The sequence below is a fragment of the Streptomyces rishiriensis genome (assembly GCF_003112535.1).
GTDB lineage: Bacteria > Actinomycetota > Actinomycetes > Streptomycetales > Streptomycetaceae > Streptomyces > Streptomyces rishiriensis.
In genome coordinates this window covers 192135-207012 of sequence record NZ_BEWA01000009.1, presented here as the reverse complement: position 1 = coordinate 207012, position 14878 = coordinate 192135, and the positions used below count along the sequence as shown (strand labels likewise).

The 14878-nt window shown below is 71.3% G+C and carries 14 protein-coding genes; 2 read left to right on the top strand and 12 right to left on the bottom strand.

All coding sequences use genetic code 11. The features are described from left to right. Window positions 1-164 precede the first annotated feature (164 nt). The 3 genes from smc to Sri02f_RS16970 all read right to left on the bottom strand — a co-directional run bounded on the left by smc (window position 165) and on the right by Sri02f_RS16970 (window position 4840). Entirely contained in the window at window positions 165-3719 is a 3555-nt protein-coding gene (gene smc, locus Sri02f_RS16980; protein ID WP_109002142.1) for a chromosome segregation protein SMC, read from the bottom strand. A gap of 255 nt (window positions 3720-3974) precedes the next feature. After that, window positions 3975-4178: a hypothetical protein gene (locus Sri02f_RS16975; RefSeq protein WP_109002141.1), complete on the bottom strand. Its 204-nt coding sequence runs from the start codon at window positions 4176-4178 to the stop codon at window positions 3975-3977. 380 nt (window positions 4179-4558) lie between these two features. Next, on the bottom strand, window positions 4559-4840 hold the full coding sequence (locus Sri02f_RS16970) for an acylphosphatase (protein WP_109002140.1): 282 nt from the start codon (window positions 4838-4840) through the stop codon (window positions 4559-4561). Between the two features lie 198 nt (window positions 4841-5038). Between Sri02f_RS16970 and Sri02f_RS16965 the strand changes: the two genes are divergently transcribed. Then, window positions 5039-6208, top strand: a complete 1170-nt coding sequence (locus Sri02f_RS16965) for a CAP domain-containing protein (RefSeq protein ID WP_109002247.1) — start codon at window positions 5039-5041, stop codon at window positions 6206-6208. A 31-nt stretch (window positions 6209-6239) separates the two neighbouring features. Here the strand turns inward: Sri02f_RS16965 and Sri02f_RS16960 are convergent, their stop codons facing one another. After that, window positions 6240-6854, bottom strand: a complete 615-nt coding sequence (locus Sri02f_RS16960; protein WP_109002139.1) for a flavodoxin family protein — start codon at window positions 6852-6854, stop codon at window positions 6240-6242. Between the two features lie 116 nt (window positions 6855-6970). Here Sri02f_RS16960 and Sri02f_RS16955 point away from each other — a divergent pair, with 116 nt between their 5' ends. Continuing rightward, entirely contained in the window at window positions 6971-7372 is a 402-nt protein-coding gene (locus Sri02f_RS16955) for a winged helix-turn-helix transcriptional regulator (RefSeq protein ID WP_109002138.1), read from the top strand. On the opposite strand, the gene mutM is transcribed toward Sri02f_RS16955, so the two are convergent. From mutM to recG, 8 genes are all read right to left on the bottom strand, one after another. Next, window positions 7345-8205 (bottom strand): bifunctional DNA-formamidopyrimidine glycosylase/DNA-(apurinic or apyrimidinic site) lyase, encoded by an 861-nt coding sequence (gene mutM, locus Sri02f_RS16950; RefSeq protein ID WP_109002137.1) that lies wholly within the window; start codon window positions 8203-8205, stop codon window positions 7345-7347. The genes Sri02f_RS16955 and mutM overlap by 28 nt on opposite strands. An 89-nt stretch (window positions 8206-8294) precedes the next feature. Next, window positions 8295-9113 (bottom strand): ribonuclease III, encoded by an 819-nt coding sequence (gene rnc, locus Sri02f_RS16945; protein ID WP_109002136.1) that lies wholly within the window; start codon window positions 9111-9113, stop codon window positions 8295-8297. Between the two features lie 19 nt (window positions 9114-9132). Next, on the bottom strand, window positions 9133-9306 hold the full coding sequence (gene rpmF, locus Sri02f_RS16940) for a 50S ribosomal protein L32 (protein WP_007493396.1): 174 nt from the start codon (window positions 9304-9306) through the stop codon (window positions 9133-9135). Window positions 9307-9308: 2 nt separating this feature from the next. Continuing rightward, complete coding sequence (locus tag Sri02f_RS16935) at window positions 9309-9962, bottom strand: YceD family protein (RefSeq protein WP_109002135.1); 654 nt, start codon at window positions 9960-9962, stop codon at window positions 9309-9311. A 162-nt stretch (window positions 9963-10124) separates the two neighbouring features. Continuing rightward, window positions 10125-11216 carry a F0F1 ATP synthase subunit B gene (locus Sri02f_RS16930; RefSeq protein ID WP_109002134.1) on the bottom strand — a complete coding sequence of 364 codons (1092 nt, stop codon included), beginning with the start codon at window positions 11214-11216 and terminating at the stop codon, window positions 10125-10127. Window positions 11217-11327: 111 nt separating this feature from the next. After that, window positions 11328-11807, bottom strand: coding sequence for a pantetheine-phosphate adenylyltransferase (coaD, locus tag Sri02f_RS16925; RefSeq protein ID WP_218029877.1), 480 nt, complete (start codon window positions 11805-11807; stop codon window positions 11328-11330). A gap of 26 nt (window positions 11808-11833) precedes the next feature. Next, window positions 11834-12418 (bottom strand): 16S rRNA (guanine(966)-N(2))-methyltransferase RsmD, encoded by a 585-nt coding sequence (gene rsmD, locus Sri02f_RS16920; RefSeq protein WP_109002132.1) that lies wholly within the window; start codon window positions 12416-12418, stop codon window positions 11834-11836. A 101-nt stretch (window positions 12419-12519) separates the two neighbouring features. After that, complete coding sequence (gene recG, locus Sri02f_RS16915) at window positions 12520-14748, bottom strand: ATP-dependent DNA helicase RecG (RefSeq protein ID WP_109002131.1); 2229 nt, start codon at window positions 14746-14748, stop codon at window positions 12520-12522. Between the last annotated feature and the right edge of the window lie 130 nt (window positions 14749-14878).

The following is a 14878-nucleotide window of genomic DNA, read 5'->3' as shown; positions in this document are numbered from 1 at the left end:
AGGTGGTACCTGAAGGTAAATCCAACGTTCCTGACCTTATGCCTTCAAGTTTCAAAATCAAACGCGGGAAATTGTGAGAACTCAGACAAGATCACGTCACATACGTTCACTTCTTGAAGGCAGCACAGGTCACGACGTGGACGCGAAGGCCAAGCGGCCGCTCGTCAGCGCAACCGCTGGCTGATCACCTTCGACACGCCGTCACCCTGCATGGACACGCCGTACAGCGCGTCGGCGACCTCCATCGTGCGCTTCTGGTGGGTGATCACGATGAGCTGCGAGGCCTCCTGCAGCTCCTGCATGATCCGGATCAGCCGCTGCAGGTTGGTGTCGTCGAGGGCCGCCTCGACCTCATCCATCACGTAGAACGGGCTGGGCCGGGCCTTGAAGATCGACACCAGCATGGCGACGGCGGTCAGCGAGCGCTCGCCGCCGGACAGCAGGCTCAGCCGCTTGACCTTCTTTCCGGGAGGCCGTGCCTCGACGTCGACGCCCGTGGTGAGCATGTTGTCGGGGTCGGTCAGGATCAACCGTCCCTCCCCGCCAGGGAACAGCCGGCCGAACACCCCCTCGAACTCGCGCGCGGTGTCCCGGAAGGCCTCGGAGAAGACCTGCTCGACGCGCTCGTCGACCTCCCTGACCACCTGCAGCAGGTCGGTACGGGTCTTCTTGAGGTCCTCCAGCTGCTCGCTGAGGAACTGGTGACGCTCCTCCAGGGCGGAGAACTCCTCCAGGGCGAGCGGGTTGACCTTGCCGAGCTGCTGGTACGCGCGCTCGGCGGCCCTGAGCCGCTTCTCCTGATCCGCCCGGACGAACGACCTCGGCCGGTTGCGCGGGTGCTCCGGATCCTCCGGCAGCTCCTCGCCCTCGGCGGGGGGCGAGGGCGGCACCGGCTGATGCGGACCGTACTCCGACACGAGCGCCGCCGGTTCGACACCGAGCTCCTCCAGAGCCTTGGTCTCCAGCTGCTCGATCCGCAGCCGTTTCTCGGCTCCTAGTACCTCGCCCCGGTGAACTGAATCCGTCAACTTGTCGAGTTCCGCCTTCAGATCGCGCCCCGCGGTGCGGGCGGCGGCCAGCTCCTGCTCCCGGCGCGCCTTCGCCGCGTCGGCCGCGACGCGCTCCTGCTCGGCGCGCCCGAGGGACACCTCGACGTGGGCGAGCAGCTGCCGGGCGCCGGCGGCCACGGCTTCCGCGACGGCGGCCTCGTGCCGCAGCCGCGCCCGCCGCTGCTCGGCACGCGCGCGTGCCTCGCGTTCCGTGCGCGCGGCCCGGTCCAGGGAGTCGGCCCGCCCGGCCAGCCCCTTGACCCGCTCCTCGTGGGTGCGGACCTGCAGCCGCGCCTCCATCTCGGTCTGCCGGGCGTTCGCCCCGTCCGCCGCGAGCCGGTCCCGCACGGAGGTGTCGGGCTCCTCCTCGACCGGCATCTCCTCGGCGACGGCCAGCCGTTCGGCCAGTTCCTCCGCCTCCTCGACGGCCCGGTCCAGCGCCTCCTGCGCCCGCGCCGCGGCCGCCGTGGACCGTTCGGCCTCTCCGGCGGCGCCCCGCGCCTGTCCCGCCAGCCGCCCGAGCTGCTGGGCCACGGCCGACTTCTCCCGGTCGGCCGCCCGCCGCCGCTCCCCCAGCTCCTCGACGAGCGCGGCGCACTCCTTGCGCCGCTCCCCGGCCGCGCTCTGCGCCCGCGCCAGCCGCTCGCACCGCACCGCCAGCTCCTCCAGCTCGGCGGCGGCCTCGTCGACCGACGCCTGCACTTCCAGCAGACTGGGCGCCCCGGCCGACCCGCCGTGCGCGAAGTGCGCCCCCAGCAGATCGCCCTCGGCCGTGACGGCGACGAGATCGGGACGGCCGTAGACGAGCTCCTCGGCGTCCTCCAGCGTGCCGACGACGACGATCCCGCGCAGCAGCCTGCGCACGGCGGGCATCAGCTCGGCGGGACCCCGCACGAGGTCGGCGGCGCCGGGCGGCCCGTCGCCGCGCTGTTCCCCGGACGGCTCCTCCGGCGCGCCGCTCAGCAGCAGCGCGGCGCGGCCCGCGTCCTGCTTGCGCAGCAGGCGGATCGCGTCGGCCGCCGACGCGGGCGTCGTCACCGCGATCGCGTCCGCCGCCGCCCCGAAAGCCGCCGCGAGGGCGACCTCGTATCCGGAAGTCACCGTGAGGAGTTCGGCGGCCGGACCGAGCAGACCGTTCAGGCGGTCCTGTGCGCCGAGCAGCGCACCGGTGCCGTCCTTGCGCCGCAGCCCGAGCGCCAGGGCGTCGCGCCGGGCCTGGGTCGCGGCGCGGCTGCGTTCGGCCGCCGTGGTCGCCTCCCGGGCCGCGGTGTGGGCGGCCTCCGCCTCGGCGAGCTGCCGCCTGGCCGTCTCGTGCCGCTCGCCCAGTTCGTGATCGCCGGCGTCGAGGCCGTCGACCTCCGCCCTCAGCGTCTCGTACTCCTCCTGCGCGGCGACGGCGCGTTCCTGTGCCTCGTCGCGGGCGGCGGCCAGCCGGTCGATCTCGGCCTGGGCGGAGGCGGCACGCGAGCGGGCGGCGTTGACCTGCCCGTTCAGCCGGGCCAGCCCCTCGCGGCGGTCGGCGATGGACCGGGCCACGTCCTTCAGCCGGCGTTCCTCGACGGCGAGCTCCCGCTCCAGGTCGCAACGGTGGGAGACGGTGTCGTCCAGGGCGTGCCGGGCCGCTTCGAGGGCGGCCTCCAGCTCGGCCTCCTGCTCACGGACCCGGGCGGCCTCACGCTCCATGTCCTCGGGGTCGCGGCCGCGCCGCTCCTCGGGGGGCGCCGAGGTGGCGCTCTTCACGCGCGCGTCGGCGAGCGAGATCGTGCCGCGGACGCGTTCGGCGAGCTGGGACAGCTCGTACCAGGTCTGCTGGGCGCGCTGCACCCGTGGCGTCAGCCGGCGGACCTCGTCCTCCAGGAGGGCCTCGCGCTGCAGCGCCTTGCGCAACTCCTGCTCGGCGGCCTCCTTGCGCTCCTTCAGGGCGGCCTCGTCGGCGATCTCGCCGCGCAGGGCCTCCCGCAGCCGTACGAGGTCGTCGGCGAGGAGGCGCAGCCGGGCGTCGCGCAGGTCGGCCTGGATCACGGCGGCGCGGCGGGCGACGGCCGCCTGGCGGCCGAGGGGCTTGAGCTGACGCCGCAGTTCGTCGGTGAGGTCCTGCACGCGCGCGAGGTTGGCCTGCATCGCGTCCAGCTTGCGCAGCGCCTTCTCCTTGCGCTTGCGGTGCTTCAGGACGCCCGCGGCCTCCTCGATGAAGGCGCGGCGGCCCATGGGATCGGCGTGCAGGACGGAGTCGAGCTGGCCCTGGCCGACGATGACGTGCATCTCGCGGCCGATGCCGGAGTCGGACAGCAGGTCCTGGATGTCGAGCAGGCGGCAGGTGTCGCCGTTGATCTGGTACTCGCTGCCGCCGTTGCGGAACATGATCCGCGTGATGGTGACCTCGGCGTACTCGATGGGCAGCGCCCCGTCGGAGTTGTCGATGGTCAGGGACACCTCGGCGCGGCCCAGCGGGGGGCGCCCGGTGGTGCCGGCGAAGATGACGTCCTCCATCTTGCCGCCGCGCAGCGACTTGGCGCCCTGCTCCCCCATGACCCAGCTGAGCGCGTCGACCACGTTGGACTTGCCCGAGCCGTTCGGACCGACGACGCAGGTGATACCCGGTTCGAACCGGAGCGTGGTCGCCGAGGCGAACGACTTGAACCCCCTGAGGGTCAGGGCCTTGAGGTGCACGGCGCTGGACTCTACCTTCCGGGGGTGTCTCACTCCATGAACCCGCGGTTTCACCTGTGAACGCGCAGGGCACACCAAACGTTAAGAGACTGAAAGGGTGCGTGGGGGAACCAACAGCGGGGGCCACCGGGGCGGCAGGAAAGGAAGAAGGGACGCCTGAGCGGCGTCCCTTGCAAACTCTGACAACTTAGCGGTCCGACGCGGTTGATGTGTGCCGCCCGACCACTGCGATGCCGTTGTACAGCGGTGCAGCGATCAGGTGAGTGCAGGCTCCGCCTGGCGTGCGTCGATGCTCTCCATAAGCGATTCGTGAGAAGCGGCAGCCGTCAGTGCGTCGTTCTCGGCCTGGATCCGTCCGAGCTCGGATTCCAGATCCTGTACACGCTGCTGGAGCCGTCGCATCTCGGCGAGGAGTCGCGGGTCGGAGCCGCCGACGTAACCGAGAAGCGCCTTTGCCATGATGGATGGTCCTCCACAATGAGTGACCGACCGAAGCGGTGTGGGTCGTGAGGGATTCGCACCCGCGGTGCTTGGCGGGATCTTGTTCATCCTGCTGTTCATCCATGCCAAACAGCTGAGGTGCGCGGGGTGCTTTCAGCGTCTCACCAAAAAGTTTGACGGTCAACACGATCACGCCCCGTATTGGCGGGCATCCCGGTGGCGCGCGGCCGTCACGGCGGCGCTGCGGCTCCTGCGGGGCCCTGGAGGCGTGGCGATCATCCTTGCCTGCGGAGCCTGCCACTGCAAGCGATTCTTGGCAACCACCTGCCCCTTTCCCCTTCCGGCAGGTGCCGGCGGCACGTTCCGCCGCTTCCGCGGGGCCGCCTCACGCACCTTGCTCAGCGGATGGCGAAGCCGTCGTAGCCGCCGCGTGGTGTGTCCCATATCTCGGTGACGCCCTCGACGCGTCCGGGCGTGTCGTCACCGAGGAGCCAGCCGAGCAGTCCCTCACAGCCCTCTCGGCCGCCCTCGGCGACCACCTGGACCCGCCCGTCGGCCAAATTGAGAGCAAAACCACTCAGGCCGCCGATCTCCAAGGCCTTCGCCCGCGTGAACCAGCGGAATCCCACGCCTTGGACGTGTCCGCGCACCCAGGCGACCAGCCGTACATCCTCGCTCATGACTGCAACCTAGCCGGGCGAAGTCTCTCCGGGCACTTCCTCCCCCAGCGCCATGGGGTACCGTCCCCACCCAATGATTCTCAGCTGAAACTCACTCGATCGGGTGAGTCCGGTCGACCAGAGGGAGCAGGAGGCGCGCGACGCCCCGAGCCCCGGCCGACCGTGGGGAAACACCGCTTGAACGAGGAAGGCAAGGACATGGGACGCCACCGACGCTCCGCCGCCGGCCGCGCCGCCACGAGCCGCGCCACGGGGGTCACACAGACGCACGGCTCGCACGCGGACGGTCACACCCCGCAGGACCGCTACGCCGGCGACCGCCCCACGAGGGGCATCGCGCCGTATCTGAACCCCGAGGCCTACGCCGACTCCGTGGCCCGGAGCCAGGAGTACCTCTTCGCCATGGACGACGAGCACGCGCGCGCCGACACCGCCGTGTTCCCGGGCGGCGGCTTCGCTCCCGGCGGCAGGGCCCCGCGCCCGGGCGAGGGCCGGGACGGCTCGGGCCGCCGTCGCAGGAAGAGGGTCGTCACACCGGTGAGGACGGGCCTGCTCGGCGTGTCCGCGGCGGTCGCCCTGGGCACCGTCGCGGTGGCCACGGGCGTGGTGCCGGGTCTCGACAGCTACCGGCTCGGCGGCGGCAACGGCCCCGCCGACAAGGTGCAGGCCGCGGGCTCGCCGACCAACTCGGCCGCCGAGCAGGGCGGCACGTCCGGCTCCGCCGAGTCCGACCGCGGCGCCGCGTCGACCAGTCGTGACGCCGGCCGGGCCGCTTCGCCGTCCGCCTCCTCGGTCTCCCCGTCCCCCTCCACCTCCACCTCCGCACCGTCGGCCTCGGCCTCGGTCTCGGCCTCGCCGAGCAAGGTGGCCACCGAGAAGCCGCGGGCCACGCGCTCGAAGCCGGCGAAGGGGCCGCAGAGCACGCCGTCCAGGTCGAAGACGGCCACCAAGGCACCGCAGCGGGCCGAGACGCCGGTGACGGTCTCGGCCGAGACGCAGGCCGCGGCCGAGGTGCTGAGCCTCGTCAACGAGGAGCGGGCCAAGGTCGGCTGCAGCGCCCTCTCGGCGAACAGTGCGCTGTCGGACCTCGCCGAGAAGTTCAGCGACGACATGGCCGCACGCGGCTTCTTCGACCACACCGACCCGGACGGGGCGACCCCCTGGGACCGGGCGGCCAAGGCCGGCATATCCGACCTCGGCGGCGAGAACATAGCCCGCGGCCAGGCCGACGCGGCCGCGGTCATGGCCGCCTGGATGAACAGCCCCGGCCACAAGGCGAACATCCTGAACTGCGACTTCAAGACCCTCGGCGTCGGCGTCCACCTCGGCCCCGGCGGCCCTTGGTGGACGCAGGACTTCGGCTACTGAGACCCGCTCCCGCCGGCTCGCGCAGAAACGATCAAGCAGTCTGGGCGAGGCCGGCCAGGAAGACCCTCGCCGTCTCGGCGACCCTGCGGCCCAGGTGTTCCGCCGTCGCGACGTCGGCCTTGTGCACGGCGTCCGGGCCCTCGTCGACGTTGGTCTGCGCGGCCGCGCCGAGGAACACGCCGAGGCGGTTGAGGTCGTTCTCGGAGCCGGTGGAGCTGTTCCAGCCGGGCAGCAGACCGAGGTTGACCCAGTGCATGCCGAGCTGCGCGGCCAGGATCTGGAAGAACTGCAGCGTGTGCAGCTTGTCGCCGCTCTTCGAGCCGGAGTTGGTGAACCCGGCGGCCAGCTTGTCCTTCCAGGCCTGGGTGGCCCAGCGGGCGGAGGTCGCCTCGGCGAAGGCGTGGAACGCGCCCGACGCGGTGCCCATGTAGGTGGGCGAGCCGAAGACGATCGCGTCCGAGCCGTCGAGCCGGGTCCACTGCTCCTCGGTGATCTCGTCGACCTTGATCAGGTGCACCTCGGCGCCGGCCTCCACGGCTCCCGCGCGCACGGCCTCGGCGAGGACGGCGGTGTGGCCGTAGCCGGAGTGGTAGGCGACCGAGACGACAGGGACGACGAGGGCAGCGGGGACGACAGAGGGGGACATGCACACTCCTCATGGGCGGAGCTGCGGTGCAGCTCAACGACGATATCTGAAGGAAAGCACTAACCGATAGTTAGTGCAACCTGCCGGTTAGCGCTGCCTTGGAGTACGCTCTTGGTATGACCATCACCGAGGTGAGCGCGGAGGACCGCGACCTCCCGTTCAACGTGTTCGCCAAGGCCTGCCCCTCGCGCGGCACTCTGGAGCACATCACCGGCCGCTGGGGCGGGCTCACGCTCGGCGCACTGTACGAGGGCTCGCTCCGGTTCAACGAGCTGCGTCGCCGGGTGGACGGCGTGAGCGAGAAGATGCTGTCCCAGACGCTGCACGCGCTGGAGCGGGACGGGCTGGTGCACCGCGAGGCACAGCCCACCAACCCGCCCCGCGTGGACTACGAACTGACCCCGCTCGGGCGCGAGGTGGCCGAACGCCTGCTCAGCCTGATCCACCATCTCGAAGGGCGGATGGACGACGTCCTCGCCGCCCGCGAGCGTTACGACGGTATGCGCGGCGGCGTCTGACACTTCGGGCAGAAGTAGCTGGACCGGTTCATCCACGGGCGTCGGCGCATGGGCGTTCCGCACCGCTTGCACGGCAGCCCCTCGCGCCCGTAGGCGTCCAGGGACCGGTCGAAGTAGCCGGATTCGCCGTTGACGTTGACGTACAGGCTGTCGAAGCTGGTGCCGCCGACGGCCAGCGCCGCGTTCATCACGTCCCGGACATGGCCGAGGAGTTCGCGCGTACGCGGCCGGGTGAGATTCCCGGTCGGGCGGTCGTAGTGCAGACGGGCCCGCCACAGCGCCTCGTCAGCGTAGATGTTGCCGACGCCGCTGATCAGCGACTGGTCGAGCAGGGCCCGCTTGACGGTGGTGCGCTTGCGCCGCAGGGCCTGGTGGAACGCCTCGTCGTCGAACTGCGGGTCGAGGGGGTCACGGGCGATGTGCGCGATGACGTCCGGCAGCCCGTCGGGGCCGGTGTCGTGCAGGGACAGGCCGCCGAAGGTGCGCTGGTCCACGAAGCGCAGTTCGGTGTCCACCTCGTCGGCGAAGCGCACCCGGACGCGCAGATGCTTCTCGTCGGGCGCCTCGTGCGGCTGGACCAGGAGCTGACCGCTCATGCCGAGGTGGGCCAGGACCGCCAGGCGGGTGTCCTCCAGCGGCAGCCACAGATACTTGCCGCGCCGGCTGGGGGTTCCGACGCGATGACCCTTGAGGCGCTGCGCGAAGTCGTCGGCCCCGGCGATGTGCCGGCGCACGGCGCGCGGATGCAGCACTTCGGCGTCGGCGACCGTGCGGTGGGCGACCCACCGCTCCAGACCGCGCCGGACGACCTCGACCTCGGGCAACTCGGGCATGGGATCCCCCGTACGGAACGCCCGCCTCCCTGCGGGGGCGGGCGTTCGTCTCGTACTGCTGTACTACTGTGCCGCTGTTGCGGCGTTCCTCAGGCGGAGGCGGACTCGGGGTCCGGCGTGCTGCCGTCGGCGGCCCGGACGGCCTGGGCCGTCTGCTCCGCCGTGGCGCGCTCGTCCGCAGCGGCCCGGATGGACCGCCACGCGGACTCGGCGGCCTGCTGCTCCGCCTCCTTCTTGCTGCGGCCGGTGCCGGTGCCGTACGAGACGCCTCCGACGCGGGCGGCAGCAGTGAAGGTCTTCTCGTGATCGGGGCCGGTCTCCGTGACCAGGTACTCGGGGACGCCGAGCCCTTCGGTCGCGGTGAGTTCCTGGAGACTGGTCTTCCAGTCCAGGCCGGCGCCGAGGTTCGAGGACTTCTCGATCAGCGGGTCGAACAGGCGGTGCACCAGTTCGGAGGCCGCTTCGAGGCCCTGGTCGAGATAGACCGCGCCGATCACCGCTTCCAGGGTGTCGGCGAGGATGGACGCCTTGTCCCGGCCGCCCGTGCCCTCTTCGCCCCGGCCCAGCCGGATGAAGGAGCCCAGGTCGAGGCCACGGCCGACCTCCGCCAGCGCGCGCGAGTTGACCACCGCGGCCCGAAGCTTGGCCAGTTGGCCTTCGGGCAGGTCGGGGTGGGTGCGGTACAGCGTGTCCGTGACGACGAGGCCGAGCACGGAGTCCCCGAGGAACTCCAGCCGCTCGTTCGTCGGCAGACCGCCGTTCTCGTACGCGTAGGAACGGTGGGTCAGCGCACGCACCAGAAGGGCGGACTCGAGCTGATAGCCGAGCCGCCCTTCCAGAAGCGTGTGGGACGAGGCTGTGGTGTCCGCCTTTTTCTTGGCGGTCGTGTCCGCCTTGGCGTCAGACATGGAGCCTCTCACCAGCCGCTCAGACCTCGAGGACCTGGCGCTTGTTGTAGGTGCCGCAAGACGGGCACGCGATGTGCTGCAGCTTGGGCTCGTGGCAGCGCTCGCACGCAACCAGGGTGGGGACCGCAGCCTTCCACTGCGACCGGCGGTGGCGCGTGTTGCTGCGCGACATCTTCCGCTTCGGAACAGCCACGGCTACTTCTCCTGCTTCTCGTCGGCGGGCGCTGATCGAGGCACGCCGCCGCTCATCTCGTCCTTCTCGCCGTCTTCGAGTGAACCGGCGAGTCCCTGCAGTGCCGCCCAACGGATGTCGGTGGCGTCATGGTTGTGCCCCGGGTCGTCCGCCAGCCGGGCTCCGCACTGGGAGCACAGGCCGGGGCAGTCGTCCTGGCACACCGGCTGCATCGGCAGTGCGAGCACCACCGCATCACGCAGCACGGGTTCGAGGTCGAACAGGCCGTCCTCGAGAAAGAGCCTGTCCTCGTCTTCCTCGGCGTCGTCGGCCGGCTCCGCTTTCACACGGCCCCGGTCGTCGGCGTCAGGGTACGAGAACATCTCCTGGAACTCCGCTTCGAGATCAAGCTCGAGCGGCTCCAGACACCTTACGCACTCCCCCTCGGCCTGTGCACGGGCGGTGCCTGTGACGAGCACACCTTCCATGACCGACTCGAGTCGGAGTTCGAGCTCCACCGGAGCGCCTTCCGGCACGCCGATGACATCCAGGATCCCGAGATCCTTGGGAGCGTCGATCTCGCGGGTCAGGCGCTGCAGCGCGCCAGGACGCCGCCCCAGCTCGTGTGTGTCGAACACGAGAGGGTTGCGGTGGTCGAGGCGGGCGTTCAGGGCCATTCCTGCTTTCGATCTTCGAACTCGGTGAGGGCCGCTGCCCTCGGTGCTGCGGACAGCGGTGATCGCGGGCGCATACGAAGTCAGCAAAGCGCACACGCGACCGAAGAGCCAGGATACTAAACCTTTCGTCCACAGCCCAATCGGGTGGGCGCGACGACGTTCCTACAGGCCGCGCTCCTGCTCGTACGCGCGCAGCTGCTCGGCACTGATCATGCCGGTGTCGAAGAGGCTGGTCTCGTCCAGGGCGTACCCCTGCTGGGCCTGCTGCTGCGGCTGCTGCTGGGCCTGCTGGACGACCTGGTGGGGGTCGTAGGAGGCCTGCCCGCTGTCGTAGCCGTACGCGTAGGGGTCCGCCTGCTGGTAGCCGTAGGGGTCCTGCCCGCCGTAGGCCTGCTGCTCCTGCTGCGGGTAGCCGCCGCCGTAGGGGTCCGCCGGCTGCGGGTAGCCGTCGGCCCCCTGCTGGTAGCCGTAGACCGGCTGGGCTTCCTGCTGTTCGTACGGCTGCCGGACGGGCTGTCCGGCGTTCGCGTCCTGCTCCGCGAGGGCGGTCAGGTCGGCGAGGTAGTCGGCGTCGGAGGAGTGCTGGAAGGTCGTCGTGTCGCCGGCGAGGGCGCCCAGGTCGTCCGTGGCGATGCGGCCGTGCAGCTTCTGGCGGCCGCGGCCGACCGCCTCCAGGGTCTTGGCGAGGACCGCCTCGAAGGCGCCCAGCTTGGTGTCGACGTAGGCGTCGGCGTCCCGACGCAGGGTCGCGGGGTCGTGGCTGCGCTCGGGGGCGTCCTCGTCCTCGTAGCCGTTCTCGTCGACGCCCGGGCCGGTGCCGAGGAGCTTCTCGCGGCCCCGGCCGACGGAGCCCAGCGTCTTGGTGAGGACGACCTCGAAGTTCGCGAGCTTGGAGTCGACGTAGTCGTCGGCCTCGGCGCGGACCTCCTCGGCCTCCTTGCGGGCCTCGGCGAGGATGCGGTCGGCCTCGGCCTGGGAGCGGCGGGCGATCTCGGTGTCGGAGATCAGGGAGCCGCGTTCGGCGTGTGCGGTGGAGATGATCCGCTCGGCCTCCTGGCGGGCCTGCTCGACCATCTGCTCCCGGCCGCCGATCAGCTCCTCGGCCTGGGCCAGCGAGTCGGGCAGGGCCGCGCGCACCTCTTCGAGCAGGGCGAGCAGGTCCGCGCGGTTGACCACGCACGAGGCCGACATCGGCATCGACCGGGCACTGGAGACCGCCGTGACGATCTCGTCGAGCTTCTTCTGCACGTCCACCGGTTGCTCGCCACTCTCTACAGCTGGGTTGGAGACGGACGGGACGACTGTACGGCCACGGGGTCTCCGCCGGACACCGGATGACGGGCCGTCAGGAGCCCCCGTCCGACGTCAGTCCCGCGCGAGGCGCTCGCCGAGCGCCTCGAGGACCAGCGGGGGCACCAGGTGGGAGACGTCGCCGCCCCAGGTGGCGACCTCCTTGACCAGGGAGGAGGAGAGGAAGCTGTAGGTGGGGTTGGTCGGCACGAACAGCGTCTCGACGCCCGAGAGGCCGTTGTTCATCTGGGCCATCTGCAGCTCGTAGTCGAAGTCGCTGACCGCGCGCAGCCCCTTGACGATGGCCGGGATCTCGCGCTGCTTGCAGAAGTCGACGAGGAGGCCGTGGAAGGCCTCGACCCGGACGTTGCCGTACTCGGCCGTGACCCGGCGGATCAGGTCGAGCCGCTCGTCGATCTCGAACAGGCCCTTCTTCGACTTGTTGATCATGACCGCGACATAGACCTCGTCGTACAGACGGGAGGCGCGGGAAATGATGTCGAGGTGTCCGTTGGTGATCGGGTCGAACGACCCGGGACAGACGGCACGGCGCACTGGTGTTCCCTCGCTCTCCGGTCCGGTCATCGCGCGTCTTCGCACGTAGAGGCGGCGCGACCGTACCAAAACGTTCCCTCGCCGTAACGACGGGCCCGGAGCGCCTCGAAGCCGTCCGGCCAGTGGAACTCCCCGCCTCTGGTGCTGCGCTCCACGGTGACGAGGGCATCGGCCGCTAGCCACCCCTTCGAGCGGAGTGTGAGCAGAATCTCGCGAAGATCGTCGTCGGAGACGGCGTACGGGGGGTCGAGGAAGGCGAGGTCGTACGGAGCGCCGGGCTGGTCCTGGACGACCTGCCGGGCCCTGCCCGCGCGGACCTCGGCGCCGGGCAGGCCGAGGGCCTTCACGTTCTCCCGGATCGTGCGGGCCGCGCGGGCGTCGGCCTCGACCAGGAGGGTGTGGCTCGCGCCGCGGGAGAGGGCCTCCAGGCCGACGGCGCCGGAGCCGGCGTACAGGTCGAGGACCCGCTCGCCGGCCAGGGGGCCGCCGAGGAGCGACTGCCAGGTGGAGAAGAGACCTTCGCGGGCGCGGTCGGAGGTGGGACGGGTGCCGGTCCCCGGCGGGACGGCCAGGCGACGTCCGCCTGCTGCGCCAGCGATCACGCGGGTCATCTCGGGTCCTTGTTCGGCAGCGGTCACGGGTCCAACGGTTACGGGTCCAGTCTGTCAGGCCGAGAGGGGACGCCTCCGTGCCCTTCGGCGGCCGCCGCCGCTCAGCCCTTGTCCAGGTACTGTTCCCTCTCCTCGTCCAGCAGGGCGTCCAGGGCCGTCCGCAGGCCCGGGTAGGCGCTGAGCTCCGGGTCCGCCGCGACCACCGCCACCGCCTCCTGACGGGCCTCCGCGATGACCTCCTCGTCCTCGATCACCGCGAGGACGCGCAGCGAGGTGCGGGCGCCGGACTGGGCCTGGCCGAGGACGTCGCCCTCGCGGCGCTGTTCGAGGTCGATGCGGGAGAGCTCGAAGCCGTCGAGGGTGGTGGCGACGGCGGTGAGCCGCTGCCGGGCCGCGCTCGCCTCCGGCATCTCGCTGACCAGGAGGCACAGGCCCGGGGCCGAGCCACGGCCCACCCGGCCGCGCAGCTGGTGGAGCTGGGAGACGCCGAAGCGGTCGGCGTCCATGATCACCATCGCGGTGGCGTTGGGGACGTTGACGCCGACCTCGATGACGGTCGTGGCGACCAGGACGTCGGTGTCCCCGGCGGCGAAGCGGCGCATCACGGCGTCCTTGTCGTCGGGGTGCATCCGGCCGTGCAGCACTTCCACGGTCAGCCCGCTCAGCGGGCCCTTCGCCAGCTGCTCGGCCACCTCCAGGACCGCGAGCGGCGGGCGCTTCTCCGCCTCGTCCTCGGCGGACTTCTTCCGGCCGGCCTTCTTGGCGTCGTCCGCTTCGTCGCCGTCGTCCCCGATGCGCGGGCAGACGACGTAGGCCTGGTGGCCGCCTGCCACCTCCTCGCGCACGCGCTCCCACGCGCGCGCCAGGAAGTGGGGTTTGTCGGCGGCCGGGACGACATGGCTGGCGATGGGCGAGCGGCCGGCCGGGAGCTGGTCGAGGACGGAGGTCTCCAGGTCGCCGAAGACGGTCATGGCGACGGTGCGCGGGATGGGCGTGGCCGTCATGACGAGCAGGTGCGGGGGCTGTTTGCCCTTGCCGCGCAGGGCGTCGCGCTGTTCGACGCCGAAGCGGTGCTGCTCGTCGACCACGACCAGGCCCAGGTCGTGGAACTGGACCTTGTCCTCGATCAGCGCGTGCGTGCCGATCACGATGCCGGCCTCCCCGGTGACCAGGTCGAGCAGGGCCTGGCGGCGGGCGGCCGTGCCCATCGAGCCGGTCAGCAGCACGACCTTGGTGGCACGCTCGGATCCGCCGAGCATGCCGCCCTCGGCGAGGTCGCCCATCATCTCGACGACGGAGCGGTGGTGCTGCTGGGCGAGGACCTCGGTGGGCGCGAGCAGGGCGGCCTGTCCGCCGGCGTCGACCACGGCGAGCATGGCGCGCAGGGCGACCAGGGTCTTGCCCGAACCCACCTCCCCCTGGAGCAGCCGGTGCATCGGATGGTCCGTCGCCAGGTCGTCGAAGATCTCCCTGGAGACCTTCTGCTGGCCCTCGGTGAGGGTGAAGGGGAGGCGGGCGTCGAAGGCCGTGAGGAGGCCGTCGGGGGCGGCCTCGCGGGGAACGGCCGGGAGTTGGGCGTCGGTGTGCCGGCGGCGGGCCAGGGCCACCTGGAGGACGAACGCCTCGTCCCACTTCAGGCGGGCGCGGGCGTCGGCGATGTCGGCCTTGGTGTGCGGGCGGTGGATCTTCAGCAGGGCCTCGGGGAGGGAGACCAGGCCGCGGCCCTCGCGCAGGGAGTCCGGGAGGGGGTCGACGGCGTCCTGCGCGTCGGGCAGGACGGTCTGGACCGCCTTGCCGATCTTCCAGGACTCCATCTTGGCGGTGGCCGGGTAGAGCGGGATGAGGGCGCCGGCCCAGCTCTCGACGGACTCCTCGGCGTCGGCGCGCAGCAGCTCGTAGGCCGGGTGGGCCAGTTGGAGACGGCGGTTGAAGACCGAGACCTTGCCCGAGAACATCGCGCGCGTGCCGGGCAGGAGCTCCTTGTGGGGCTTGTGCACGCCGCTGCCGAAGAAGACCAGCTGGAGGCGGCCGCTGCCGTCGGTGATGGTCACCTCGAGGCGCTGGCCCTTGCCCCGGGGGGCCTTGGCGGAGGCGAAGCTGTGCAGCCGGGCGTCGGCGACCTGGGCGACCACGGTGACGTGCTCGTCCATGGGGAGGTCGGCGAGGTGCGTGAGCTGGCCGCGCTCCTCGTATCTGCGGGGGTAGTGGTGCAGGAGGTCGCCGACGGTGTGCAGGCCGAGGTGCTCGGCCATCACCTTCGCGGTGGCGGGGCCGAGCACTGACTTCAGCGGTCGTTCCAGTGGTTCATTCAGCGCGGGCACGAGATCCATTGCACACCACGGCACTGACATTGCCGCACAGGTGTCCCGAAACCCCTGGTCAGGCGGCTCGTTCGGGCCCTAGGATGGCGCGCTCCGGCCATCATCCGCGGTCACCGCCCCACCGGGACCGCCCGACCCC